Origin of the sequence: Streptomyces sp. NPDC050263, assembly GCF_040655955.1 — a bacterium.
Classification (GTDB): domain Bacteria; phylum Actinomycetota; class Actinomycetes; order Streptomycetales; family Streptomycetaceae; genus Streptomyces.
This window is the reverse complement of the sequence record NZ_JBFAKW010000024.1, coordinates 1-24,143: the sequence shown is the minus strand read 5'-3', so window position 1 is coordinate 24,143 and position 24,143 is coordinate 1. Positions and strand designations below refer to the sequence as shown.

The 24,143-nt window shown below is 68.9% G+C and carries 13 protein-coding genes; 7 read left to right on the top strand and 6 right to left on the bottom strand.

Annotated elements, in window-relative coordinates:
* Position 1 precedes the first annotated feature (1 nt).
* Together AB0J04_RS14085 and AB0J04_RS14080 are read left to right on the top strand one after the other, a co-directional pair.
* Positions 2–577, top strand: coding sequence for a hypothetical protein (locus AB0J04_RS14085; RefSeq protein ID WP_363168639.1), 576 nt, complete (start codon positions 2–4; stop codon positions 575–577).
* A gap of 17 nt (positions 578–594) precedes the next feature.
* Complete coding sequence (locus AB0J04_RS14080; RefSeq protein WP_363168638.1) at positions 595–1,992, top strand: glycosyltransferase; 1,398 nt, start codon at positions 595–597, stop codon at positions 1,990–1,992.
* A 73-nt stretch (positions 1,993–2,065) separates the two neighbouring features.
* Here AB0J04_RS14080 and AB0J04_RS14075 read toward each other — a convergent pair whose 3' ends face one another.
* From AB0J04_RS14075 to AB0J04_RS14065, 3 genes are all read right to left on the bottom strand, one after another.
* The gene (locus AB0J04_RS14075; RefSeq protein ID WP_363168637.1) at positions 2,066–3,658 is read right to left on the bottom strand and encodes a trypsin-like serine protease; all 1,593 of its coding nucleotides are present in this window, start codon (positions 3,656–3,658) and stop codon (positions 2,066–2,068) included.
* 125 nt (positions 3,659–3,783) lie between these two features.
* Positions 3,784–6,000 carry a glycosyltransferase family 4 protein gene (locus tag AB0J04_RS14070; protein WP_363168636.1) on the bottom strand — a complete coding sequence of 739 codons (2,217 nt, stop codon included), beginning with the start codon at positions 5,998–6,000 and terminating at the stop codon, positions 3,784–3,786.
* 124 nt (positions 6,001–6,124) lie between these two features.
* Entirely contained in the window at positions 6,125–6,727 is a 603-nt protein-coding gene (locus AB0J04_RS14065) for an acyltransferase (RefSeq protein ID WP_363168635.1), read from the bottom strand.
* Positions 6,728–7,058: 331 nt separating this feature from the next.
* On the opposite strand from AB0J04_RS14065, the gene AB0J04_RS14060 reads away from it, so the two are divergent.
* The 4 genes from AB0J04_RS14060 to AB0J04_RS14045 all read left to right on the top strand — a co-directional run bounded on the left by AB0J04_RS14060 (position 7,059) and on the right by AB0J04_RS14045 (position 20,004).
* The gene (locus AB0J04_RS14060) at positions 7,059–8,657 is read left to right on the top strand and encodes a VCBS repeat-containing protein (RefSeq protein WP_363168634.1); all 1,599 of its coding nucleotides are present in this window, start codon (positions 7,059–7,061) and stop codon (positions 8,655–8,657) included.
* A 154-nt stretch (positions 8,658–8,811) separates the two neighbouring features.
* A complete protein-coding gene (locus AB0J04_RS14055; RefSeq protein WP_363168633.1) occupies positions 8,812–12,432 on the top strand; it encodes a LamG domain-containing protein in 3,621 nt (1,206 codons plus the stop codon).
* Between the two features lie 88 nt (positions 12,433–12,520).
* On the top strand, positions 12,521–19,513 hold the full coding sequence (locus AB0J04_RS14050) for a polymorphic toxin-type HINT domain-containing protein (protein WP_363168632.1): 6,993 nt from the start codon (positions 12,521–12,523) through the stop codon (positions 19,511–19,513).
* 26 nt (positions 19,514–19,539) lie between these two features.
* Positions 19,540–20,004: a hypothetical protein gene (locus AB0J04_RS14045; RefSeq protein WP_363168631.1), complete on the top strand. Its 465-nt coding sequence runs from the start codon at positions 19,540–19,542 to the stop codon at positions 20,002–20,004.
* Between the two features lie 102 nt (positions 20,005–20,106).
* Here AB0J04_RS14045 and AB0J04_RS14040 read toward each other — a convergent pair whose 3' ends face one another.
* From AB0J04_RS14040 to AB0J04_RS14030, 3 genes are read right to left on the bottom strand one after another with little or no spacing between them, the layout of a single operon-like run.
* Positions 20,107–21,390 carry a tyrosine-type recombinase/integrase gene (locus AB0J04_RS14040; RefSeq protein ID WP_363168630.1) on the bottom strand — a complete coding sequence of 428 codons (1,284 nt, stop codon included), beginning with the start codon at positions 21,388–21,390 and terminating at the stop codon, positions 20,107–20,109.
* The gene (locus AB0J04_RS14035; RefSeq protein WP_363168629.1) at positions 21,390–21,581 is read right to left on the bottom strand and encodes a helix-turn-helix domain-containing protein; all 192 of its coding nucleotides are present in this window, start codon (positions 21,579–21,581) and stop codon (positions 21,390–21,392) included. The genes AB0J04_RS14040 and AB0J04_RS14035 overlap by 1 nt, the downstream gene beginning before the upstream one ends.
* Complete coding sequence (locus tag AB0J04_RS14030) at positions 21,578–23,251, bottom strand: replication initiator (RefSeq protein ID WP_363168628.1); 1,674 nt, start codon at positions 23,249–23,251, stop codon at positions 21,578–21,580. The genes AB0J04_RS14035 and AB0J04_RS14030 overlap by 4 nt, the downstream gene beginning before the upstream one ends.
* A 313-nt stretch (positions 23,252–23,564) precedes the next feature.
* Between AB0J04_RS14030 and AB0J04_RS14025 the strand changes: the two genes are divergently transcribed.
* The gene (locus AB0J04_RS14025; protein ID WP_363168627.1) at positions 23,565–23,993 is read left to right on the top strand and encodes a winged helix-turn-helix domain-containing protein; all 429 of its coding nucleotides are present in this window, start codon (positions 23,565–23,567) and stop codon (positions 23,991–23,993) included.
* Positions 23,994–24,143: the final 150 nt, after the last annotated feature.

The following is a 24,143-nucleotide window of genomic DNA, read 5'->3' as shown; positions in this document are numbered from 1 at the left end:
CATGCAGGTACTGTTCCTGGCCGTCGGCGCCGCGCGCAAGCGGGCCGTGGTCGAAGAATCCGCTGCCGTCGTCGCGGCCGGCGGCAAGGTCGTCGTCCTCGTCGGCCAGAAGAAGCCCTGGGACACCGAGACCTTCGCGCCGGGCGTGCGACTGGTCACGTTCGAGGAGCTGGAGGCCCGCCATCTGCCGCGCCGCATCGAGCGCGCGGTGCTCTACCGGGTCCCCCGGCGCGTCGCCGGCGCCATCGGCCGCGGCCGGCTGCGCGGGCGTACCGACAAGGCGCTCAAGGCGTACGAGAAGGGCGTGGCCGGTCGGGTGCACCGCCGCGTGTTCCTGCCGGTGCACCGCAAGCTGTGGCCCGCCGCCGGGACCCGTATGGTCCGGCGCAGCTTCGGCTCCGAGGGCGGCCCGGACCTCATCGTCGTCGCCGACGCCCTGTCCATTCCCCGCGCGGTGGAGCTGACGGAGTTCTGGAACTCCTCCGACGGCCGGGGAACCCCGCGCATCGCCTACAGCGTCGAAACAGCTGTACCGTCCCCCGCGACCGCGCCCGCCCAGCCCTCAGCCGCTCGCTGACCTACCGAGGAAGACCGATGAAGAACCGTAGCGACCGGCGCCCCCGTGTGCTCTACCTGGCGTTCTACTTCCCGCCGTCGCGGGCGAGTGGCGTCTACCGCGCCCGGGCCACGGCCAACCATCTGGTGGAAAGGGGCTGGGACGTCACCGTCTGCGCCGCGCCGTTCGACTTCCTCTACGACGTGATCGGATCCGTCGACGAGGAGCTGTCGAAGACCGTCGACCCGCGGATCCACGTGGAGCGGCCGGAGCTGAACAAGTACTCGTGGCAGAACGACCTGCGCGAGTTCAGCTGGCTGCGCCGCAGCTTCCCGTTGATGGCCCAGCGCGTCTACAAGTTCAGCCAGACCAAACTCTTCCCCGAGCGCTACTCCTCCTGGGCGTGGGCGTCCGTCATGCGGGCCCTGAAGCTGCACACCAAGAAGCGCTTCGACGTGGTCGTCGCCACCGGCAACCCGTTCGCCTCGTTCGGGGCCGCCTGGATGTTCAACCGGCTCACGGGCGTTCCGTACGTCATGGACTACCGCGACTCGTGGACGCTGGAGATCTTCCACGACGAGCCGGCCTTCCCGGAGGGCCACATCGCGTGGGGGTGGGAGAAGCGGATGCTGGCGAAGGCCTCGGCCTCCGTCTTCGTCAACGAGGCCCTGCGCGGCTGGCACGCCGAGCGCTACCCGGAGGTGGCCGACCGCATGATGGTCGTGCCGAACGGCTGGGACGCGGACGTGCTGCCGACGGCCGAGGAGAAGGAAGCCGTGGCCAAGGCCGCGGCGGAGGCCGCCGAAGCCGCCGGGCAGGAGCAGGACCAGCCGAAGCCGCTGAAGTTCGCCTACCTCGGCACCCTGACGGCCAAGCAGCCGGTCGAGGAGATGGCCGAGGCCTTCAAGATCGCCCGGCGTCATCCCGACCTGGCCGACGCCGAACTGCAGATCCACGGGCACCTCGGCTTCTTCAAGAACAGCCCCGGCGCCCTCAAGGCCCGCCTCGGCCTCGACGACGAGGGCAACCACCTGGAGGGCGTGGAGGACACCGGCCTGCGCTACCTCGGCCCGGTCTCGAAGACCGAGGTCAGCCGGGTCTACGAGGAGGCCGACGTGCTGGTCTTCCTCGCGGGCGGCGGACGGTACGTCACCTCCGGCAAGATCTTCGAGTACATGGCGTCCGGCCACCCCATCGTCTCCGTGCACCAGCCCGGCATCGCCGCGCAGGACGTGCTCGAGGGCTACCCGCTGTGGTTCAACGCCAACAGCCTGGACGTGGACGCGCTCGCCGCGTCGATGGTGGCCGCGGGCAAGGCGGCGCGTGATCTGACGCCGGACCAGCGCGCGGTGGCACAGCAGCACGCGCAGACGTACACCCGCGAGGCGACGCTCATCCCGTTCGAGGAGCGGCTGCGGGAGATCGTGGGCGCCTGACGCGTTGCAGTAGAGCCGACGAAGTGGCGCCCGGCCGGATTTCCCGGCCGGGCGCCACTTCGTGTTCTCCGGGTCAGCTGAGCAGGCTGTAGATGTTCCAGCCGCCGCCGATCCGCACCCGGTTCTGGAAGGGCGCCGAGGCGTTGCCGGTGCCCTTGTAGAGCCAGAGGGTTCCGGCGCTGTCCCGGGTGTAGAAGTCCGCCTTGCCGTCGCCGGTGGTGTCCCCGGAGGCCACGTACGCGGTGTAGTTCCAGCCGCCGCGGCCGACCAGGACGCGGGCCTGCCAGGGTGCGTCGCCCCGGCCCGTGCCCTTGTAGATCCAGAGGCGGCCGGCGGTGTCGCGGGCGAGCAGGTCGGGCTTGCCGTCGCCGGTGTAGTCGCCGCTGCCGAAGAGGGTGTAACCGGCCCAGCCGGTACCGGTCTTCCAGCGTCCGGTGAGGCCCCGGCGGCCCCCGGTGCTGAAGGGGTAGACCCACTGCACGCCGTTGCCGTCCACCGCGACGATGTCGGGGGTGCCGTCGCCGCTGACGTCTCCGGGGACGGTGATGGACTGCATGCTGTTCCAGCCGTTGCCGATCTTCATCTCGTAGCGGTCGCGGATCCAGTTGCCCCAGCCTTCGTACACGACGGTGTCGTAGCTCTGGTAGAGATCGCCCGTGGCGGTCCGGTAGACGTAGTCCTGGTATCCGTCACCGTTCAGGTCGACCTGGCGGTAGCGGCTGTAGGGCTTGGCGAGGGTGGGCCACTGACTGCGGGACTTCAGGCCGCTGCCGGTGCTGTCGTACTCGTACCGCCTGCCGTTCGGAGTCATCGCGAACACGTCGGCCAGGCCGTCGCCGCTCAGGCTCGTGTCGTTGACCCGGGCGCCCAGCTCGCCCATGAGGGCGCTCACCTTGGTGAACACCGCGTTGCTGCCGTCGGCGGTGCAGCCGGAGCCGGTGGCGCGTGAGTAGACGCCGATGAGGCGGCGGTTGTCGCTGATCAGCGGGCCGCCCTCGTCCCCGGTGCACGGCGTCACGCTGCCGGCGTCCTGGCCCGTCGCCGGGAGACCGGCGCAGAACATCCGTCCCGGCACCCACGCCGAGCCGGCGGCTTCGGCGCACTCGGCGTCGGGCCGGACGGCCAGGGACGCCTTGCGCAGGTTGGTTGAGGGAGCCTGGGAGGCGCCGCTGGTGCTGCCCCAGCCGGAGAAGGTGCCGACGGTCGCGGGCGTGTTCGCGGCGGTGTCGTCCGAGGCTGCGAGCCGCACGTAGGTGAACGTGTGCAGCAGGTCGACAGTGGTGAGGACGGCGATGTCGTCGCGGCCGGTCGTGGCGTCGTAGCCCGGGGCCGTCCAGGTCCGGCTCACCGCGGAGGCTTTGGAGTCCTCGCTCCAAGGGTCCATCTCCGTCTCCGCCAGGAGGCTGGTGGTGCCGGAGGCCACCCGCACGCTGTCGGCGCCCGCCACACAGCCCGCGGACGTCACCACCTTGCGCGCCGCCACGGCCGCCCCGCTGCAGATGCGTACGCTTCCGTCGGGCTTGGTGACGTGGATCTGCACCATCCAGTCGGACGTGGTGGCCGTGGTGCCGCCCACCACGGCATGCGCGGGCGTTGCGGACAGCATTCCGCCCGCGAGCGCGGCCGCGACGGCTGCCGTCGGCAGGGTTTTGCCGATAACTCCCATGAAATTCCCCCCAGTTCGCCTGTTGCGCTGTCGTCGTCTTCGACTGCCGGGGGTGGGAAAAGGTTGTGGGCGGTACCACCGCAAGATCCGGTGGTACCGCCCACGTCACGCTCGTTGCCGTCGGCTCACTCGGCGTCGTACACCGAGCGGTCCAGGCTCGTGGTGACCTTCAGATGCGGGTGGGCCTTGGCCCACTTCCAGCCCGTCACCGTGGAGTTGATGTCGCTGACGAACACGTGGTCCACGGCGTCCAGACTCAGCTCCGGAAGCACGCGCCGCTTGGCGATACGGGAGAGCAGCTGCGGCCTGACCTCCTTGTAGGTGCGGTTGAACACCTTCTTGTGCCAGGCGTTGGCGACCTTGGTGTGGGCCCGCTTCACGGTCGCGACGGCCAGTTCGGGGCCGAGCGCCTCACGGTTCTTCGCGGCGATCCGCTGGGCCCGGCGCAGCACCGCCCGCGGCGCGCGGTAGACCAGGAAGCGCTCGGCGCGCGGGACGCGCAGCTTCTTCTCGGCGTCCTCGATGCTCACCACCGGCACGCCCCGGTTCAGCCCCATGCGCGCCCACGGCTTCGTCGACTGGGCGGTGACGAGGGTGACCTCGACGCCCATGTCCACGAGGTCGTTGGCGAAGTTGGTGATCCGGCGGGGCTTGCCGGGAGGGGTGAGCGCGAGGATCACGGCACGGCCGAGAGGCTCGGTGGAGTCGGGGGCCGCGTCCTTCTTCTTGAGGGTGGGGGACTTGGCGGTCGCCGCGTCGGTGGCGGGGGGCTGGGGGATGGGGGGGAGGGCGCCTTCGTAGACCTCTTGGAGCTGCTTCGCCACGGCGTCACGCCCGTAGCGGCCCTCGAGGATCTTCCGGGCTCTCGGCAGGTCGAGCTCATGGGCCGTCTCGCGCAGTCGCCGGTACGCCTCGACGATGACGCCGGGATCGTCGCTGACGTCCATCAGTGCGCCGACCATCGGCTCGATGCCGGCCATTGTCTCCTGGGGGCCGCCGCTGCGGGCGGTGAGCACGGGCAGCCCGGTCGCGATCGCCTCGACGATCGTCATACCGAACGTCTCCAGCTTGCTGGCGTGCACCAGGAGGTCGTAGTCGTGCATCAGCGGGCCGACGGCGTCCGGAGCGACCGGCGCAAGGATACGGAACCGGTCACCCAGACCCAGCTCCGCGCCGCGCTCGCGAAGCTCGTCCTCGAGCGCGCCGTGTCCGACCAGAGTGAGCGTCGCGCGCGGCTCGTCGGCGGCGACGACCGCAAAGGCCTCCAGCAGCTCGCCGACGCCCTTGTGCTTGACCAGACGCCCCACATAGAGCCATCGCAGCAGCTCGGGAGAGCGCTCGGGGCCAAGCGGGAAACGATCGAATTCCACGACGTTCGGGATGACACCGATCTTGGCCGCGTACTTCGGGAAACGCTCGACGATCTGGTCCCGCAGCACGGAACCGACGCAGATGACAGCGTCGGCGCGCTTCAGCATGTCGCCGTAGAGCTGCTCTCCCTGTTCCTGCGCGAACACCTGCTCCAGGAAGGTGGAGTGCTCGGTCACGACGACCCGCGCGTCGGGGCGGGCGAGCCGCAGGGCCAGCACACCGCCGTAGATGCCCGCGTGGGCGTGTACGAGGGGCGCCTCGATGCGGCCGGTGGGCAGGGCGCTGCGCACCGCGTCCACCTGGGCCTCGACCCAGGGGGCGTAGTTCTTGCGCCGGGTCAGCGGCACCGGGACCCGGACGACGGTGCCCTCGGGCGAGTCGAGGACGTGACCGAGGGCGGAACGCTCCCGGAGGCGTTCGACGGTCGCCGGGATCGCGTCGCGGAGCGAGCCGGGGGCGTCGCCGGCCCAGTCCTCGGTGTGGAAGACGGTGACGCGGTCGAAGTTCTCGCCGACGGCGTCCGTGGCCGCCTGGACGAAGGATCCGGCGAACGGGTTGTTCGGGGACGGATACCAGGGGGTGAGGACGGCGAGGTCGGAGGGCTCGATCTCGCGCCCGGCGCCGTGCGGCTCCAGACGCAGTTCGAGCTCCGGGCGGCGGCGGCGCGCGATCCAGGCGACGGGCAGTGCCTGCGCGTCACCGGCGATGATGGTGTCCGCCTGGGCGAACGGCCCGGACTTGGAGCCGGCCAGCTTCTTGGCGGAGGCCCAGCCGCCGTCCTTGCCGGGAGCGACGCGGACGACCTCCACGCCGTCCAGCGCACCGAGTTCCGCCAGGGTCTCCTGCCACTCGGGATCGTCCAACGCCACCAAGGACACCCTGGCTCCCGAGGAGGCGAGCTCCTTCACCTGCTCGCGCGCCGCTCGCACTCGGTAGGTACCAAGTGCGAGGTAGAGCACGTGGCTGTTCATCTGGATCCCTTTCGCCCTTTCAACTGCGCGCCGCGCGTCCGACACAGGTACCAGTCGGGAGATACGACGCGGCAGTGCAACCCTACCCAAGGCGGCGTCGCGCCCTTTCAACAGGCGGGCTTCGTCAGCCTTCGCGTTCCACGAGGGCGCCGTCCTTCTCCTCGTACAGCGCGCCGGTCTGCGGGCATTCCCAGAGGCCTTCGCCGCCGTCCCGTTCGACCAGCCGGACGCCGGTCCGGCCGACCCAGCCGACCTGCCGGGCGGGGACGCCCACGACCAGGGCGAAGTCCGGGACGTCCTTCGTCACGACGGCGCCGGCGGCGACCATCGCCCAGCGGCCGATGGTGATCGGGGCGACGCACACGGCCCGTGCGCCGATGGACGCGCCGTCGGAGATCTGCACGCCGACGGCCTCCCAGTCGCCGCCGCGCTTCTGCTGGAACTCGGGGTCCACGGAGCGGGGGTTGTGGTCGTTGGTGAGGACCACGGCGGGGCCGATGAAGACACCGTCACCGAGTTCGGCCGGCTCGTAGACCAGCGCGTAGTTCTGCAGCTTGCAGTTGTCGCCCATACGCACCCCGGAGCCCACGTACGCGCCCCGGCCGATGACACAGCCTTCGCCGAGGCGGGCTCCCTCACGGATCTGCGCGAGGTCCCACACGCTGCTCCCGTCGCCGATCTCGGCACTGTCGTCGACCTGGGCGCTGGGCTGGACCCTGTAGTTCACTTCTTCGCCTTCCGGTGTCATCCGCCTTCGTTTCGCGAGCATACGGGCCCTGGGACGGACGGCCGTCGGGGGTGGTGGGCGGGATGGGTATGGGTGGTCCGCCGGCGTGATCCGCTGGCGTGATCCGCCGGCGTGATCCGCTTTGGAGAGTCGTGTGCGATCCCTGTGATTGTTGTCACATTCTGAGGTGAGAGATGAGTGTTGCCTGTGTACACAGAGTGAAGAGATGATCACTTGACTTTCTTTAGCCCCTCTTTATCGAGGGGCCTGCTGTGTCAAGGGCAGGGCAAGCGGGCTCGGGGAGGGGTCGCTTTTCCGGGATGCCAGGGGCATGGCAAGTCTGGCTGACCGGCGCGCGAGCGCAGAGAAACACATGGGGGAGGGGAAACCCGTGCCAGTGAACAGGGCATGGCGGCGCGGGGCCGCTGGGGCGTTGGTTTTAGTGCTGTCGCAACTGGGACTGGGGGGCGCCGTGGGCGCCCCGGCTGCGGCTGCGGCCGCGTGTGCGGGCGGGGTCGACTCCGACTTCAACGGTGACGGCATCCGGGACGTCGCGATCGCCGATCCGCTCGCGACGGTGTCGGGCCAGGAAGAAGCCGGCGCGATCCAGATCGTGTACGGCGGGGGCGCGGGCGTGACAACGCTGTCGCAGGACACGCCGAACGTTTCCGACGCGGCCGAGGCCGGTGACCGGTTCGGCTTCTCGATGGCCGTGTACGACGCGAACCTCGACGGCTGCAGTGACATCGCTGTCGGGATGCCGTACGAGGACGTCGGCACGGTGAAGGACGCCGGTCTCGTGCACCTCGTCTACGGGTCGACGGCCGGTATCGGCCAGGGCGCGTCCAGCCTCGGATTCCGACAGGGGTCCGACGGCAAGTTGGCCAACGACTACGAGGTGGACGACTGGGTCGGCTACTCGGTCGCCGGCGGCATCTCGACGACCGGCGTGCCGTTCCTCGTCATCGGGATCCCGGGGGAGGACAGCTCGGGCCTCACGGACATGGGGTTCGCGGCGTACGCCTACGGCGTCAGTCCATCCGTCGCGACGGTTCATCAGAACAGCGTCGGGATCTGGGAGGAAGCGGAAGCCTACGACCGCTTCGGGTCCTCGGTCGCCGCGACCGACCGCTACTTCACGGTCGGCGTACCTGGCGAGAGCATCGGAACGGTCGGCTTCGCGGGCGGTCTGCACGTGTTCCGGCCGTCGCTCAACACCGACGGCATTCCGGACCAGTACTTCGGTATGAGGCAGGACGTCACGCTGTCGGGTGATGTCGGCGAGGCGGACGACCAGTACGGCACCGCCCTCGCGCTGGCTCCCTACCGCCCGTCCGGAGCCGCCACCATCACCGACGCCATCCTGGCCGTGGGTGTGCCGGGGGAGGACATCGGCACGAACGCCGATGCCGGAATGGTGCACGTGTACCACGTGAAGTCCGACGGCACGGTCGTCCAGCTCAACCGGATCGACCAGAACGTCGACGGCGTCGACGGCGACGCCGAGGCAGGCGACTACTTCGGCCAGCGGCTCGCGGCCGTGAACACCAGCGTCAACGTGGTGAGCACGGCGATCACCATGCGCCTGGCCGTCGGCGTGCCGGGTGAGGAGTCGACGACGGACGCGCCGGAGGCGGGAGGCGTCCAGCTCTTCTCGCTGCTGGGAGCGCCCGGTGGGGCGGACTCCTGGATCGAGCCCGGCGCGGGCATTCCCTCCGGCCCGTCCGCCCGGACCTACGCGGGCATCAGCGTGAGCGCAAGCACGTCACTTCTCTACGTGGGCGTTCCCTACGGTCCGGCGGCGGGGCGTGCGCTGTACGGCTTCCCGTGGAACGCGGCCTCGGGCAGCGCGCCGACGCAGACCTGGAAGCCCGGTGAGGGAGGGATCCCGGCGGCGGGGGCGGCAGCCTTCGGCGCGACCGCTCGCTGACGCGACGAAGGTCCGGGACACAAAACCGATGAGCAGACAAACGGTGGGGAGTTCAAAGGTGTTCGCTCTCAAGCGGCGCCGGAATCTCGCGCGCGGGGCGGTCGTGTCCCTGACGGCGGGGGCGGTGTTCACGTCAGGACTGGTGGGAGTGCCCGTGAGCGGGCCGACGTCCCTCAAGGAAGCGGTCGCCGCTTCGGAGGGCGAGGCGGCGAGCGACGGCAAGGCGTTCTCCGAGGAGGAGGCCCAGGCGGAGGCCACTGCGGCCGGCCGGCAGGTGGAAGCCGTCAACCTGCGCACCGAGCGCAGCGAGACACTGGCCAATCCGGACGGTACTTTCACGCTCCGGGAGTACGTCCAGCCCGTACGCGTGTTCAGGAACGGCACGTGGGCGTCGCTCGACACCACGCTCGTCCAGGCGCCCAACGGCTCCTGGACCCCCAAGGCGTCGACCGCCGACATGGCGATCTCCAACGGCGGCGCGGGCCCGTTCGCGACCCTGGACCGGGCCGGCAAGCAGATGTCCCTCAGCTGGCCGGGACCGGGCGCACTGCCCGAACCGAAGGTCGAGGGCAGCACGGCCACCTACGCCGACGTACTTCCGGGCGTGGACCTGACAGTGAGCGCGGACGTGGACGGCTTCTCGCACCTCCTCGTGGTCAAGACGCCGGAGGCGGCGCAGGACCCGCGTCTGGCCGAGATCAACCTGCCCGTCACCACGCGAGGTGTAGAGGTCCGTGCGCAGTCGGGCGGCGGCCTCATTGCCGTGGACGAGGGTGCGGGCGGGCCGGTGTTCGAGGCGGCACAGCCGCAGATGTGGGACTCGACGGGGGCCACGGACACGGCCTCCACGACGACCGCGTCCGGGACGCAGCGCAGTCTGACCTCGGGGTCGGCCTCGGGTTCGGGTTCGGCTTCGGGCAAGGGCAAGACCGACCCGGCCCGCGGCCGTGGAGAGGACCTCAGGGAAGGACCGGGCGAGGGTTCTCGTGTCTCTCCGGTGAAGCTGGGCTTCCGCGACGGCGCCATGGTGCTCACCCCGGACGAGAAGCTGCTGAAGTCCGCGACATACCCGCTGTACATCGACCCGGTGACCAAGACCTACACGCGCTCCGGGTGGACGATGGTCTCGTCGTACTTCCCCGACGCGGAGTTCTGGAAGTTCTCGGGCCATGAGGGTGTGGGCCGCTGTCCCGCGGACGTCTCCGCGCTCTGTGCGAGCAGTAACGACCGCAAGCGTCAGTTCTACGCGATCCCGACCGGCACGCTCGCCCTCAAGGACATCATCGACGCCGAATTCGCGATCACCCTGGCCAGCGCCTACGACGGCACCGCGCGCTCGGTGGTCCTGTCCCGGGTCAACAGCACCGGCGCGGCCGCGATCGGCTCCATCACGAACTGGGACAATCAGCCGTCGGTCAAGAAGACGATCACCAGCGCGTCCACGACCGCCCGCGCGGGATCGTGCACGTCGACCAACCAGAACCTCCGCTTCAACGTGACGTCCGCGGTGCAGCAGGCCGCGGACAGCAGCTGGGCGACCACCACTTTCCGCCTGGCGGCCTTCGACGATTCGAGCTACGCCTACTGGAACCGCTTCTGCGGCAACGGCCAGCTGGAGGTGAAGTACAACCGTCTTCCCGCGCAGCCCTCCAAAGCGGAGATGAGCATCTCGCCCGGCGGCAAGTGCGTCAGCGGCTCCGGGCGTCCGTACGTGGACACCGCGCCGACGATGACTGCCGTCATCCGGGACTACGACCACAACGACGTGGCCGGCAAGGCCGAGACGGTGCGCGCCGAGTTCATCCTGAAGCGGTACGACTCCGCGACCGCGAAGTGGATCCAGGTGTCGTCGTTCGTCACGGATCCGAAGAGCACGTACTCCGACCCGGCCAACAGCCAGACGGGTATGGCGAAGTTCTCGGCGAAGACCGGGGTCACCGGCACACCCGGTTCGCCAGGGACCTACACCCTGCTGGAAAACGTCATCTACGCCTGGCAGGCGCGGGGCAACGACGGTCAGGGATGGGGACCGCTCAGCAGTGATCCCCCGCTGGCCTGCGAGTTCGTCCTCGACAAGACGACCCCTGCCGCCCCGAAGGTGACCTCGACGGACTACCCGGACGACGACGCCCCGCATCCCGGAGTCGGCGACTACGGCACCTTCACCTTCACGTCGACCTCGACCGACGTCGTGTCCTACCGCTACGAGTTCCAGGACGGGACCAACGGCTCCGTGTCCGCCCAGTCGGGCACCGGCAAGCCGGGGACGCTGCGCTGGGCGCCGACCAACTCCGGCACGCAGACGCTGACGGTCACCTCGGTCGACGCGGCCGGCAAGTCCGCGACGAGCCCGGCCGGATACAGCTTCGTCGTCACCAACGGCCGAGCACCCGCAGCCGCGTGGAAGCTGGACGATCCCGCGACCGCCACCGCGGCGGCGGGACGGGCGGGCGACCCGTCGGCGGCGAAGGGCACCGGAGCCACCTTCGGCGTGACGAAACTCGGCGACATGAAGGACAAGGTCGCGACCTCCTTCGACGGATCGCAGGACGCCCACCTGTCCACCGCTACTCCCGTCGTGGACACGTCCAAGTCGTTCTCGGTCTCCGTCTGGGCCTACCTCCCCGAACTGCCCGCCCGCGACATGACGCTGGTCAGCCAGGACGGTACGGCCGAGCCCGGCTTCGTGCTCGGCTACGACGGAACGGCCCAGAAGTGGGAGTTCAGCTTCCCCGGCTCCGGCATAGACTCGCTGGGTGAGTGGCGGGTGCTGGACGACACGAAGGCGGTCGCCGACCTCTGGGTGAACCTGGCCGCCGTCTACGACGCCGACAAGCGCACCATGACCCTGTACAAGGGCGGCAAGGCAGCGGCCGCGCCGGTCCAGCGCCGTACGTCCTGGGGAGCCACCGGCGGGCTGCAGATGGGCAGGTCCCTCTCTCTGTCGGGCTACACGAACCCCTTGAAGGGAACGCTGTCCGCCGTCCAGGTCTACGACCGTCTGCTGACGGAACCGGAACTCGCGACGGTGAGTGGATCCGATCCGGTGCAGGTCGGTTACTGGCCGCTCGACGAGGCGGAGAACGGCGTCTCGCCGGAGGCAGGCGGCCGTGAAGGCCTCGCGCTGTCCGGGGGCGCCTCCGTCTACCGGGTGTCGGACACCGTCTGCGACGAGCTGGACCCGACCTGCACGACCGTCCCCGCAGTACCGCTGTGGGGCGACGGGCACCTCCAGTTGGACGGCACGAGTGGCTTCGCCGAGCGGGGCTCGAACCTGTTCGCGGAGCAGGGCAGCTTCGCCGTCGCGGCGCGAGCCCGGCTCGCCTCGGCCGCCCCGGGCAGGGACCAGACGGTGTTCGCCCTGGCGGGGGTGAACGGCCAGGCGGCCGTGGTCCGTTACTCGCAGGCGACGCAGCGCTGGCAGCTCGCCGTGACGGATCGGGACGCTTCTGACGCGACGACGACGACGCCGGCTGGTCCGGCCTCAATGCCGTTGCCGAATACGGAGAAAGCAGGCGACCACCTGATCCTGGCCTACGACGCTGTTTTCGGCGAGGTGAAGCTGTACGTCAACGGTCAGCTGAGCGGGGTCGAGACCCTGTGGCCCAACATCTGGGATCTCTCCGCCGTGAGCGTCCAGGTGGGCCGGTCTTTGACCGGTGCCACAGGCGGTGAGTACTTCTCCGGAGCACTTGACGAGGTCAGCGCCTACCAAGGCGTCGTCGACCAGTACCGAGCCTCGCTGATCGCCGCCGGCGTCGGAGACGCCACCTAGTCGGACAACGGCCGGGGCGGCGGCGCTCACCCACGCTGCCGCCCCGCCCCCGATGCCTCGTCCACTTCCCTCTTCGCTGGGAGTAGTCATGTCCACGCCCTCGTGGTTCCGCGCCCGACCGGCGTTCTGGAACCGCACCGCACGACGCAGAGCGGCGGCAGCCCTCGGTATCGCCGTGGCGATCGGTCTGCTGCCGCAGTACGCCCCCCAGGCCGAGGCCAAGGACCTCGGTCTGCCCGAACTGCAGAAGGACCGCGGACCCGCCCGGGGCACCGACGCGAAGGCCGACAGGCCCAGGAAGAACCCGGTCGACGCGGCCGTCGTCACCGACCCCGCGAAGGTGACCTGGCCGAAGGCCGGCCGCGTGGAGACGGCCGTCTCCACGAAGTTCGCGAAGATCAAGGGCCTGCCCCTCAAGGCGGCCACGCCGAGCACCACGGGCCCGGCCGAACTGGCCGTCGAGGTCGTCGACCACAAGAAGTCGCTCGCCGCGGGCGTGGACGGCGTACTTCTCAAGGTCGCTCGTACCGATGGTGTGAACAAGGCGGGTCCGGCCAAGGTCCAGCTCGACTACTCCGGCTTCGCCGACGCGTACGGCGGCAGCTACGGCTCCCGGCTGCGCTTCGTGCAGTACCCGGAGTGTCTGCTGACCACCCCCCAGAAGAAGAAGTGCGCCACCCCGCGTGAGCTGAAGAGCACGAACTCGGTATCGGCTCAGACCCTCATGACCACGGTTGACGCCGCCCCCGACCAGACCGCCGGTGTCACCACTCAGACCCTCAAGTCGGCGTCCACGAGCACCGGCGTCACCTTGCTCGCCGCGACCGCCGACAGCTCCGGCGACCAGGGCACCTACACGGCCACCTCGCTCCAGCCCTCCTCCGAGTGGAGCGTCTCGAACTCCTCGGGTGCGTTCAACTGGTCATACCCGATGCGCACCCCGCCGGTGCCCGGCGGCCTCGCCCCCTCGGTCAGCCTCGGCTACAGCTCCCAGTCCGTCGACGGCCAGACGGCGGTCACCAACTCCCAGGGCTCCTGGGCCGGTCAGGGCTTCGGCTACGAACCCGGCTACATCGAGCGCCGCTACAAGGGCTGCGCCCAGGACGGTCAGGACAAGGCCAACGGCGACCAGTGCTGGGCGTACGACAACGCCACGGTCACCCTGGCCGGCGGCACTTCTGGCGAGATCGTCAAGGACGACAAGTCGGGAGCCTGGCGACTCGCCGGCGACGACAACTCGACGGTCGAGAAGCTCACCGGCACGACCAACGGTGACAACGAGGGCGAGTACTGGCGCCTGACGACGACCGACGGCACCGAGTACTACTTCGGCCTGGACCGCCTTCCGGGCTGGCGTTCCGACGACCCGGCGACCACCGGCACCACGGACCCCGACCCGACGACCGACTCCACCTGGACCGTCCCCGTCTACGGCGACGACACCGGCGAGCCCTGCCACGCGTCGACGTTCGACGCCTCGTCCTGCGCCCAGGCCTGGCGTTGGAACCTGTCGTACGTGAAGGACACCCACGGCAACGTGATGTCCTACTACTACGGCAAGGAGACCAACTACTACAGCCAGAACCTCAAGTACACCGAGAACGGCAAGCCGTACATCCGCGGCGGCTACCTCAAGCGCGTGGACTACGGCCAGCGCGACAACCAGGTGTACACGACCGCCGCACCGGGCCGTGTCGTCTTCACGACCGACGAGCGCTGCCTCGCCGCGGCCGCCGACTGCGAGCCCGGCGATCTGACCGACTCCACCGCCACCCGCTGGCCGGACGTCCCCTGGGACCAGAACTGCGCGGCCGGTACGAAGTGCGAGAGCCAGAACTCACCGACGTTCTGGACCCGCAAGAAGCTGGCGTCCGTCACCACGCAGATCCGCTCGGGCACCGGCTGGTCCGACGTCGACCACTGGAAGCTGACGCACGTCTTCACCGACAACGGTGACGGCTCGAAGTCGCTCTGGCTGCAGAACATCGACCACGAGGGCCGGGTCGGCACGGCGACGTCGATGCCGGACATCGAGCTCCTGGGCAACCAGTTCCCCAACCGCGTCGACGTCTCCGGCGACAACATCCAGGCGATGAACCGGTTCCGCCTCGTCGGCGTGCAGAACGAGTCCGGCGGCCAGCTCAGCGTCAACTACGCGGCTGCCGACTGCTCGGCCTCCGCGCTGCCGAAGGAGGGCGAGTCCACCAAGCGCTGCTACCCGGTGAAGTGGAACCCGCCGGGCGTCGAGGAACCGATCACCGACTGGTTCCACAAGTATGTCGTCAGCTCGGTCACCCAGACCGACCTGGTCGGCGACACCCCCGACATGACCACGTCGTACGAGTACATCGGCGACACCGGCTGGCGGAAGAACCGCCCGGACGGCATCACCGAGTCCAAGTACCTGACGTGGGGCGACTGGCGCGGCTACGCCAAGGTCAGGGTGAGAGCTTCCGAAGGCGGCGTCGTCGCGGCGGACAACACCCGCACCGAGCACACCTTCTTCCGCGGCCTCGACGGTGACCAGACCCCGTCGGGCGCGAAGCGGACGGAGACGCTCACCGACTCGGCCGGCAAGACGTACCCGGACGCCGACCACTTCTCCGGCTTCGAGCTCGAGACGACCACGTACAACGGCTCCTACAGCGCCGACGCGATCGTCTCCAAGAGCATCAGCACGCCCTGGACCCAGCTCACCGGCTCCCGCAAGCAGGACTGGGGCACGGACGAGTCCCGCTACATCCGCCCGGACACGACCACCAGCTACACGGCACTCGAGGGCTACACGGCGCAGAGCCCCAAGTGGCGGGTGACGAAGAGCACCAACACCTATGACACCGTCACCGGCCGGCCGACCAAGGTCGACGACTTCGGAGTCGACGGCGACGCCACCGACAACCAGTGCACCCTCACCTACTACGCCGACAACGCCGCCAAGCACCTGCTGGCGTTCCCCTACCGGGTGCACAAAACCGCGACGACCTGCTCCGACGTGACCAACCACGGCAAGCAGACCCTCTCCGACGACCTCACCTTCTACGACGGTCAGAGCCTCGGCACCGGACCGACGAAGGGCGACACGACCAAGGTCCAGCGACTGGCCTCGCTGACCGCCGACACCAGCACGCCCGTCTACGAGACGGTCACCGAGCTGGCCACGACGGACTTCGACGCCTACGGCCGCCCGCTGAAGGTCAAGGACGCGGCAGGCACCGCTACGACGATCGCCTACACGGACACGAGCGGACTGGCCACCAAGAAGGTGGAGACGAACAAGCGGGGCTGGAACACCATCACGGAGTACGCCCCCGCCTGGGGCGTCCCGCTGGCCCAGACCGACCCCAACGGCAGGCGCACCGACCTCGCCTACGACGGCTTGGGCCGGCTCACCAGCGTCTGGCTCCCCGACGTGTCGAAGGGGAGTTCCTCACCGAGCATCAAGTACGCGTACACCGTCCGCCAGGACGGCCCGTCCGTGGTGACCACGCAGAAGATCCAGATCGGCGGCACCTACGGAACGCCCGAGTACACGCTGTACGACGGCAACCTGCGCCCCTTCCAGGTCCAGACCGAAGGACCGAACAGCGGGCGCATGATCGCCGACACCTTCTACGACGGCCTCGGCCGCGTCGTGAAGACCAACACCGACTACTACACGACGGGCGCGCCCAGCAGCACACCGTTCGCCGTCAGGAACGGCGACACCAATGCCCAGAGCCTGATGGTCTACGACGGCGCCGGCCGCAAGACCGCGGACATCTTCGCGGTGGCGGGCGACGAACGCTGGCGGACCACCTACGCCTACGGCGGCGACCGCGTCCACGCCGACCCGCCGAACGGCCAGGCCCCGACCACGACGATCGCCGACGGCCGCGGCCGCACGGTCGAGATGCGTCAGTACAAGGGCAGTGCTCCCGTTCCCACGGGCACGTCCGCGGACTACGTCGCCACCACGTACACGTACAACAAGGCAGGCCTGCTGGAGGGCGTGAAGGACGGCAAGGGCAACCTCTGGTCCTACGGCTACGACCTGCGCGGCCGGAAGATCACCTCTCAGGACCCTGACTCCGGCTACGCCAAGTACGACTACGACATCCTCGACCGGCTGACGGCGACGACCCAGACGGCGTCGGCGACCGACACGCAGGGCAAGAAGGTCTCCACCGTGTACGACGAGATGGGCCGCGTCACGGCCACGTGGGACGGCGAGCCGACCACGGGCAAGCAGTTGACGGCCTACACGTACGACACGGTGGCCAAGGGCGAGGCCTATGGTTCGTACACCTACGTGAACGGCGCGGTGTACGCCGCCGCCTTGGTGACGGCGCTCGGCACCAACTACGAGCCCCTCACCACCCGCTACTCGGTGTCCAAGACGGCCGAGCCGGAACTGGGCGGCACCTACGAGTACACGACGGCGTACAACGCTGACGGGAGCGTTCAGTCCTCGCAGATCCCGGCGGCGGGTGGGCTGTCCCAAGAAGTGCTGTTCCCCACTTACGACACCCTGCAACGGCAAACGGCGCTGCGTAGCGTCTATGGATCGACCAACTACACGTACGTCGACAAGGCGGAGTACTCCACCACCAGCCAGCTGAGGCGTCTGCTCCTGACCAGCAACGCGGACCGGGCGAAGACGACCGAGCTGGGCTTCGAGTACGAGCGCGGCACCGACCGCACGACGCACTCCTTCGTCAAGACCAACGACGCCGCGACGGTCGCGTACGACGCCCGTTACACCTACGACCAGGTCGGCAACGTCACCTCCGTCACGGACAACCCGGCCGGGGGCCAGGCGGACACCCAGTGCTTCCGGTACGACTGGCAGCGCCGGATGACCGACGCCTGGACCAGCAGCACGACGCCGGACACCGCGATCGGCACGGGCACCACCAACGCGGCGTGCACCGCGGCGCCCTCGACCGCCACGGTCGGCGGCCCGGCCCCGTCCTGGCGCTCGTACGAGTTCGACGACGTCACGGGCAACCGCAAGACGGAGACGATCCACGGCTACGGCACCACGGCTGCCCCGGACGTCAAGAAGTCCTACTTCTACGGCGACGCCGACCAGGACGGCACGGCCGGCGAGACGGGCGACGGCGGCCCGCACGCTCTGACGAAGGTCGAGACCCTCACCCCGGCCACCGCGGGCAACCCGGAGGTCAAGTCCCAGGACACGTACGCATACGACAGCGCGGGCAACACGACCAAGCGGATCCTGAGCGGCAACACCCAGGACCTGACCTGGAACGTCGCGGGCAAACTGACCAAGGTCACCGGCGCCAAGACGACGGACTACGTCTACGACGCCTCCGGTCAGCGCCTGCTGCGCAATGTCGGCGGCGAGAAGACGCTGTACCTGCCGGGCATGGAACTGAGCCTGAACCCGACGACCAAGGCGGTCACGGCCACCCGGTACTACGGCTTCGGCGCCACCACAGTCGCCATGCGCACGGCCACCGGCGTCCAGTTCCTGGCAGCGGACCAGCACGGCACGGCCGAGATCGCGGTCGACGCGGCCACGGGCTCGATCACCCGCCGGCGCATGGACCCGTACGGCAACGAGCGGGGCAACGACGGCAGGACCTGGGTCAACGACAAGGGCTTCCTGGGCAAGACGGTCGACGAGTCGACGGGCCTCGCCAACGTCGGGGCACGCGAGTACGACCGGTCGATCGGACGGTTCATCTCGGTCGACCCGATCATCGACTTCAACGATCCGCAGCAGATCAACGGATACACCTACGCCAACAACAACCCGGTCGCCTTCGTCGACGCGACGGGTCTGCGGCTCACGAACTGCGTGGGTGGCTGGAACGAGTGCGGCCCCGGACCGTCGTCCGACCGTGGCGATTACACGGATGACCCCGGCGGCCACCCGGGAGGCAACGGTGGCGGCGGCGGAACGACCGTCGCCGAGGCCGAGGCGGGTGTGGCCCGTGAGCAGGCCGACACGGCCAAGCAGCGACTGAAGTCCATTGCCCAGGAACTCGCCAAGATCGCGCTGGACGAACTCGGCATCACAGACGCTCTCGACTGCTTCACCACGGGCAACCTTGGTGCCTGCGGGGCGACGGCGTTCAACATCGCCACCAGCTTCGCCGGCGGTCTGGTCGGCAAGCTGGCGACGAGGTACGGGCTCTCGATCAAGAAGTGGAACAAGGGAGCGGCCCTCGCCAAACGAATCTGGGGCCTCGGCGACAAACTGATCTCGGCCGTCAAGGACTGGTTCAAGTTCGACAAGCGGGCGAAGAAAGCAGAGAAGGCTGCTGAAGACGCAGCCGAAGTCGGAGCGAACTGCAACAGCTTCGTCCCCGAGACGAAAGTCTTGATGGCTGACGGAAGTCAGAAGTCCATCGAGGACATCGAGATAGGCGACCGTGTCGTCGCCACCGACCCGGAGACCAGCAAGACCGAGGTCCAGACGGTCACGGCGGAGATCAAGGGCACCGGGACCAAGCGTCTGGTCAAGGTCACCCTCGACACCGACGGGGCTGAGGGCACCAAGACCGCATCGGTCACTGCGACTGACGGCCACCCGTTCTGGGTTCCTGAGCTGCGTGAGTGGATCGACGCGACGGACCTCCAGCCGGGTGAGTGGCTCCGCACTTCGGCCGGCACGCTCGTTCAGATCACTGCGGTCCAGCGCTGGACTCAGCAATCAACGGTTCACAATCTCACCGTCAGCGACCTGCATACGTACTATGTGCTGGCGGGGGAGACGCCGGTTCTGGTTCACAATTCGAGTGGGTTGTGCGGAACTGCGGCGCTGGACAATGGAGACTGGCAGCACATCGTGGATCGGCACCGTCCTGGCGGTGTGAAGGTCGACGATAAGGCTGGAATTTTTACAGGTAAGGCCAAGCATGTTCGTGGGCGAATAGCGGAGACCATCGACCGAGGGACGCCAAGGGCGAACACTCCGGACCCTGAAACCGGTAGGCCGCGCGCCGGACAGGTATACGAGTGGGATTTCGGGGTTCCTATTGGAAGGGCCGGTCCGGCGAATGGTGGGGGAGAGTTGACAGGCATTCGTGTCGTCGTAAATGACGGTAAAGTCGTGACGGCGTTCCCGTTCTAGTTGAATAACGGCGAGCTGAGGAATTTGTGATTCACTTCTCTTTCGAGGTGCCGAAATCTGAGTCGCCCTGGCGCGATACCTGGGACAGGGCGACCCAGGTCAACTCAGCGGCGATCAGCGAGATGGACCTCTGCTACAAGTACTTCGGGGTAAGTGCCGAACTTGTGGTTGGCGACGTCAAGGTCATCTCCGGCGAGGGATATGTGACCCTCGTTGATCTAGCCCTTTCTCTCCGCCACGCGTTGAGTCGTCTCTCGTCAGGAGAAGATGCGGCGATTGGCTTCACGGAAGATGATGAAGTCATCCGCTTGCGTCGTGAGTCCGGTCTAGTCGAAATTACGTCCTCGAAGCATCAGTGGCAGGTTTCCGTGGAGCAGGAAGAGCTCGTTGACGCTTTCGGTGACTTCCTGCGAGGGGCGCATGCTCGGCTGACTGAAAATGTCCCCGGACTGGTCGATAACCCAGTAATTCAGCAATTCTCGCCGGAGTGACTGGACTCGACGTCACGCGAATAGAGGGTGAAATGCCAGGGGTCCCACTGGAGTGTTCCAGCGGGACCCCTGCGTCGTTTGACGGCAACGCTGACGGCAACGTCAGCGGACGGCGGCTGCGGTGGGTGGGGCGTCAGGGTCGTCGTCGGTGGGGCTGAGCGCGTCGCCGAGGGTGTTGATGGCCTGGCGCTGGAGGCGGAGTCGGACGTGGGCGTAGACGCCGGCGGTGACGCCGATGTGGGCGTGTCCGAGGAGTTCTTTGATGACGACGAGGTCGACGCCTTGCTCAAGGAGCAGGGTGGCGGTCGAGTGCCGGAGGTCGTGGAAGCGGATCGTCCGGAGCCCTGCGCTCTGGAGGAGGCGGCGGAAGCGGCGGGTGAGGTTGGTGGGGTCGAGCGGCCTGCCCTTCGGGGTGGTGAAGACGAGGCCGTTGTCCGTCCAGCCCGTTCCGGCCGCCTGACGCTCTTCCTCCTGCCGTTCCTGGTGGATCTTGAGAGAGCTGAGACATTCGGTAGGGAGAGCGATGCGCCGCTCAGAGGCCAGGGTCTTGGTGTTCAAGACGGCCAGACCCCGGCTGCGGGTCCGCTGGAGCGAGCGGTGGATGCTGGCGGTGGCGCCGTCGAGGTCGAGGTCTTCCCAGTGGAGGCCGAGGAGTTCGCCCTTGCGGAGTCCGGTGCGCAGAGCGAGTTCATACAGGGCGTGAAGCCGGTCGCCATTGGCCGCATGAAGGAGTCGCCGGGCTTCGGCGGCGGTGAGGGGCTGGAAACGCCTGGGGCGGGGCGTGGTCGTCTTGACGTTCCGGGCGACGTTGCGTGGCAGTTCGTCCTCGCGGACGGCGTGTTCCAGGGCGGACTTGAGCACGGCGTGGACGTACGTCACGGTCAGCGGCGAGAGCCGCTTTCCGCAGCACTGGCCGATGGTGCAGCAGGATCGCCGGACGGAGTCCCGTTTCTGGGCGCAGCACTGGCAGGTGGTGCGGAGCCCGTCGAGGAAGGTGCGTACGTCGCGGGTGGTGAGCCGGGCGAGCTTCTTGACGCCGAGGCCGGGATTGAGGTGGAGACGGATGGAGGCCGCGTAGCGGGTGTGGGTGTTCTCTCGCAGGTGGTGAACGGCGACGCCGTCCAGCCAGTACGTGAGGTAGGTGCTCACGGTGCTGTCGGCTGCGGCGACGGGGAGGCCGCGGTTGCTGGCGGCGGTCTTCTCGGTGAGCTTGGTCATCGCGTCTTTACGGGTAGCGCCGTAGACACGGACGCGCTTGCGGGTGTTGCCGGGGGCCAGCACGTATCCGGCGGCTTCCCATCGTCCGTCCTTGCGCTGGTAGATGGTCCCATCGCCGTTCGCACGGGTGCGGGAGCGGCGGGGCGAAGCGGGGCGGGCTGTGGTCATCAGGCGGCGGCTTCCTGGTCGAGGCGGGTGCGGATGAAGTCGGTGAGGGCGTGGGTGGGGATGCGGCGGGCGCGGCCGAGGGTGATGGAGGGGAGTTGGTGGGTGCGGATGAGGTCGTAGACGGCGGTGCGGCCGAGTTGGAGGCGTTCCATGACCTGGGGAACGGTGAGGAGTTCCGTGCCGGCGGTCACCCGACGGCCCTTGACCGGACAGCACTGGTCAGCCGATCGGTGGAGTGACCGACCGGGTGACCGGCGCGGTCACTGGAGCGCTTCGAGTGCCGGGTGTGGGTGGGTTGCTCGGGTCGGGTCTGCCGTTTTGTGGTCAGGAGGTCGGCGAGGTGTTCGTGTTCGGGCAGGAGGCCGGTTCCGGCGTACTGCCAGTGGGAGATGACCAGCGTTGTGTCCGAGTCCACGCGCTGACCGGCGATGTTGCGGTGACCGGCGGCCAGGTCAGTGGAGTGCTGGGCCTGGTCACCGATCAGGCTGCCGCCTGTCTGACCGGCCGACGCCGACGCCGACGCCGACGCCGGGGCGGGGGTTGGGGTCTGGGTGTCGGGTCGGCTGGTTCGCCAGGTGGTGCGTTCGGCTCGGAGGTGGGTGAGGGTGGTGGAGTAGTGGCGGGTGCGGGTGGAGAAGTGGCCGCGGAAGCCGAGCATGTGGGCCCATTGGCGCAGGCGGAGGTGCGCGTGCTGGCAGTTGGTGGCGAGGTGCCAGGCGGTGTGGATCATGCGGCGTGCGTGGTCGGTGATGTCGTGGGTGGCGAGTTCGGCGAGGAGGCGGAGGCGGTGGTCGAGGGTGCCGGTGGTGGTCTCGGCGCCCTTGGTGGCGTACTTGGCGATGTAACTGGCGACGTGCCGCTCGGTGACCGGGCCGCCGCCGGTGAAGTCGGTGCTGCGGATTGCCCGGACGTCGATCTGCTTCCCGAACCGGAACACCAACCACCGCGCCCGATCTGAGCCTTGGGGCGGGGACGTGGGGACGCGCCCGGCGGGCTGCGATTGCTTCGGTGGTTCACCCTCGTCGTGGACGCGTGCGCGTTGGGCGGCGGCTCGGACGGCGTGGTTGAGGAACTGGGTGGTGGCCCAGGCGGGCGGGGTGCTGCCGGGGCCGGTGGGGCCGTCGAGTCGGATGACGGCGTGGAAGTGGACCTGGCCGCGCTTCTGGTACTCGGCGACCTTGGCGTACGAGAGTGTGGCGTGGTGGCGCAGCGAGCGCTGGGTGAGGCCGGCGGCCTTGGCGATCTCGCGGCGTAGGTGGGTGGTGAAGCGTGCCCAAAGGGCCGGGGCGTGCGCGTTCCACAGCACCGCGCCCATGTAGTCGTAGTGCTCGGGGTCGAGCGGGGTGCCCAGCAACCGGTCGTCGTCGGGGTGGGTGTGGCCGCAGTGGCAGCGGCCGGTGTCGGGCTGGTTGTGGACGGGTCCGAAGCCGGGGGCGGTGAGGGTGGCGAACACGCGCGGGTGCACGGCAACGCTGGTAGGGACGGTCTTGCCGCCGCGTAGTCCGGCGGCGATGAGTTGGTAGGTGTCGTAGCGGTAGACGGTGGAGCAGGCGGGGCAGCGGGTGGCGCGGCGGTTGCCGCAGCGGACCAGCAGTTCGCCCGCCGGGAGTCGGCCGGAGTCGAAGTGGTCGAGGATCTCACCGGTCGCGCCTTTCAGGCAGGTGCGGTGCCCGGTCAGGCGGATCGGGTGCACGCAGCCGCCGAGTCCGGCTATCTGTCGTGCGAGGGGTGCAAGGTGGCCGGTGGCGGCGAGCTTCGCCAGCCTGGCGGTCAGCCTGGCGCGGCGCTCCAGCGCCGACGACGAGGGACGCGAGGCGGCTGGAACGGCTGCGGGGTACGGGAGTTGGAGCTGTGCGGGCATGCGGAAAGCGGCCTTTCGGCGGGAGCGCGGAAGCGGTACGGCGCGGGGTGACGTGGGCAGGCCGAAGTGATCGGCTCACAGGGGAACGGGGCGCCTCGGAGTTGGGCGCGGGGGCCGGACCAGTAAGGGCTGGTCGGCGGGGCGCGGTGTTGATCACCAGCGGGTGCGTGACGTTAACATCGGCCCACAGGCGCGTTCAAGTGCATCCCTCCTGATTCCTTTCTTGCGGGTGGTGGGACGCGGGTAGTGTGGGGCCGGTTTCCCGGTTTGGACGGGCCGGAAATAGCTGATAGACGGCACGGAAGGCGGCGGGGTGGCGGGCGTAAAGGCGACGCGGCGCGGGCGCAGGCCGACGGGCGGCGGGGTGCAGCTGACGTTCGAGGTCATCGCCGAGACCCTGCGGGAGCAGATTCGCTCCGGCGGACTGCGGCCTGGTGACGCGCTGCCGACGCAGGCCGTGCTGATGCGGGAGTTCGGGGCCTCCAGCCTGACCGTGCAGAAGGCCATGACCCTGCTCAAGCGGGAGGGGTGGGCGGTCTCCCGTCCCGGCAAGGGCGCCTTCGTCGCTCACTACGACCACACCAAGGACGAAGGCCCGGGGGAGGCGAGCGCTCCTGCGGGCGGGACCGCGGCCCGCGTCGAGGCACTGGAGCAGGCGCTGGCCGAGGCCGTCGAGCAGCTCGCCGAACTCCGCGCCCGCGTCGCAGTTCTGGAAGCGGGCAACGGAGAGCAGAGCGACTGACTTGCCCGACAGGTGGCCCGGGGCGTGCGTTCAGATTTTCTCTACGAGGTTCGAGGTTCAAGGCGGCACCCGCCCGTCTGAACTGGCCGAACATCGCCGACCGACCCACCGTCGGGCAGCCCGCCGACGCTCGTGCCGAGTGTCGGCGGG

What these genes read in the sequence shown, in the direction of transcription:
- AB0J04_RS14085 (WP_363168639.1), top strand. Translation starts at nt 2, where the DNA reads ATGCAGGTACTGTTCCTGGCCGTCGGCGCCGCGCGCAAGCGGGCCGTG.
- AB0J04_RS14080 (WP_363168638.1), top strand. Translation starts at nt 595, where the DNA reads ATGAAGAACCGTAGCGACCGGCGCCCCCGTGTGCTCTACCTGGCGTTC.
- AB0J04_RS14075 (WP_363168637.1), bottom strand. Translation starts at nt 3,658, where the DNA reads ATGGGAGTTATCGGCAAAACCCTGCCGACGGCAGCCGTCGCGGCCGCG.
- AB0J04_RS14070 (WP_363168636.1), bottom strand. Translation starts at nt 6,000, where the DNA reads ATGAACAGCCACGTGCTCTACCTCGCACTTGGTACCTACCGAGTGCGA.
- AB0J04_RS14060 (WP_363168634.1), top strand. Translation starts at nt 7,059, where the DNA reads ATGGCAAGTCTGGCTGACCGGCGCGCGAGCGCAGAGAAACACATGGGG.
- AB0J04_RS14050 (WP_363168632.1), top strand. Translation starts at nt 12,521, where the DNA reads ATGTCCACGCCCTCGTGGTTCCGCGCCCGACCGGCGTTCTGGAACCGC.
- AB0J04_RS14040 (WP_363168630.1), bottom strand. Translation starts at nt 21,390, where the DNA reads ATGACCACAGCCCGCCCCGCTTCGCCCCGCCGCTCCCGCACCCGTGCG.
- AB0J04_RS14030 (WP_363168628.1), bottom strand. Translation starts at nt 23,251, where the DNA reads ATGCCCGCACAGCTCCAACTCCCGTACCCCGCAGCCGTTCCAGCCGCC.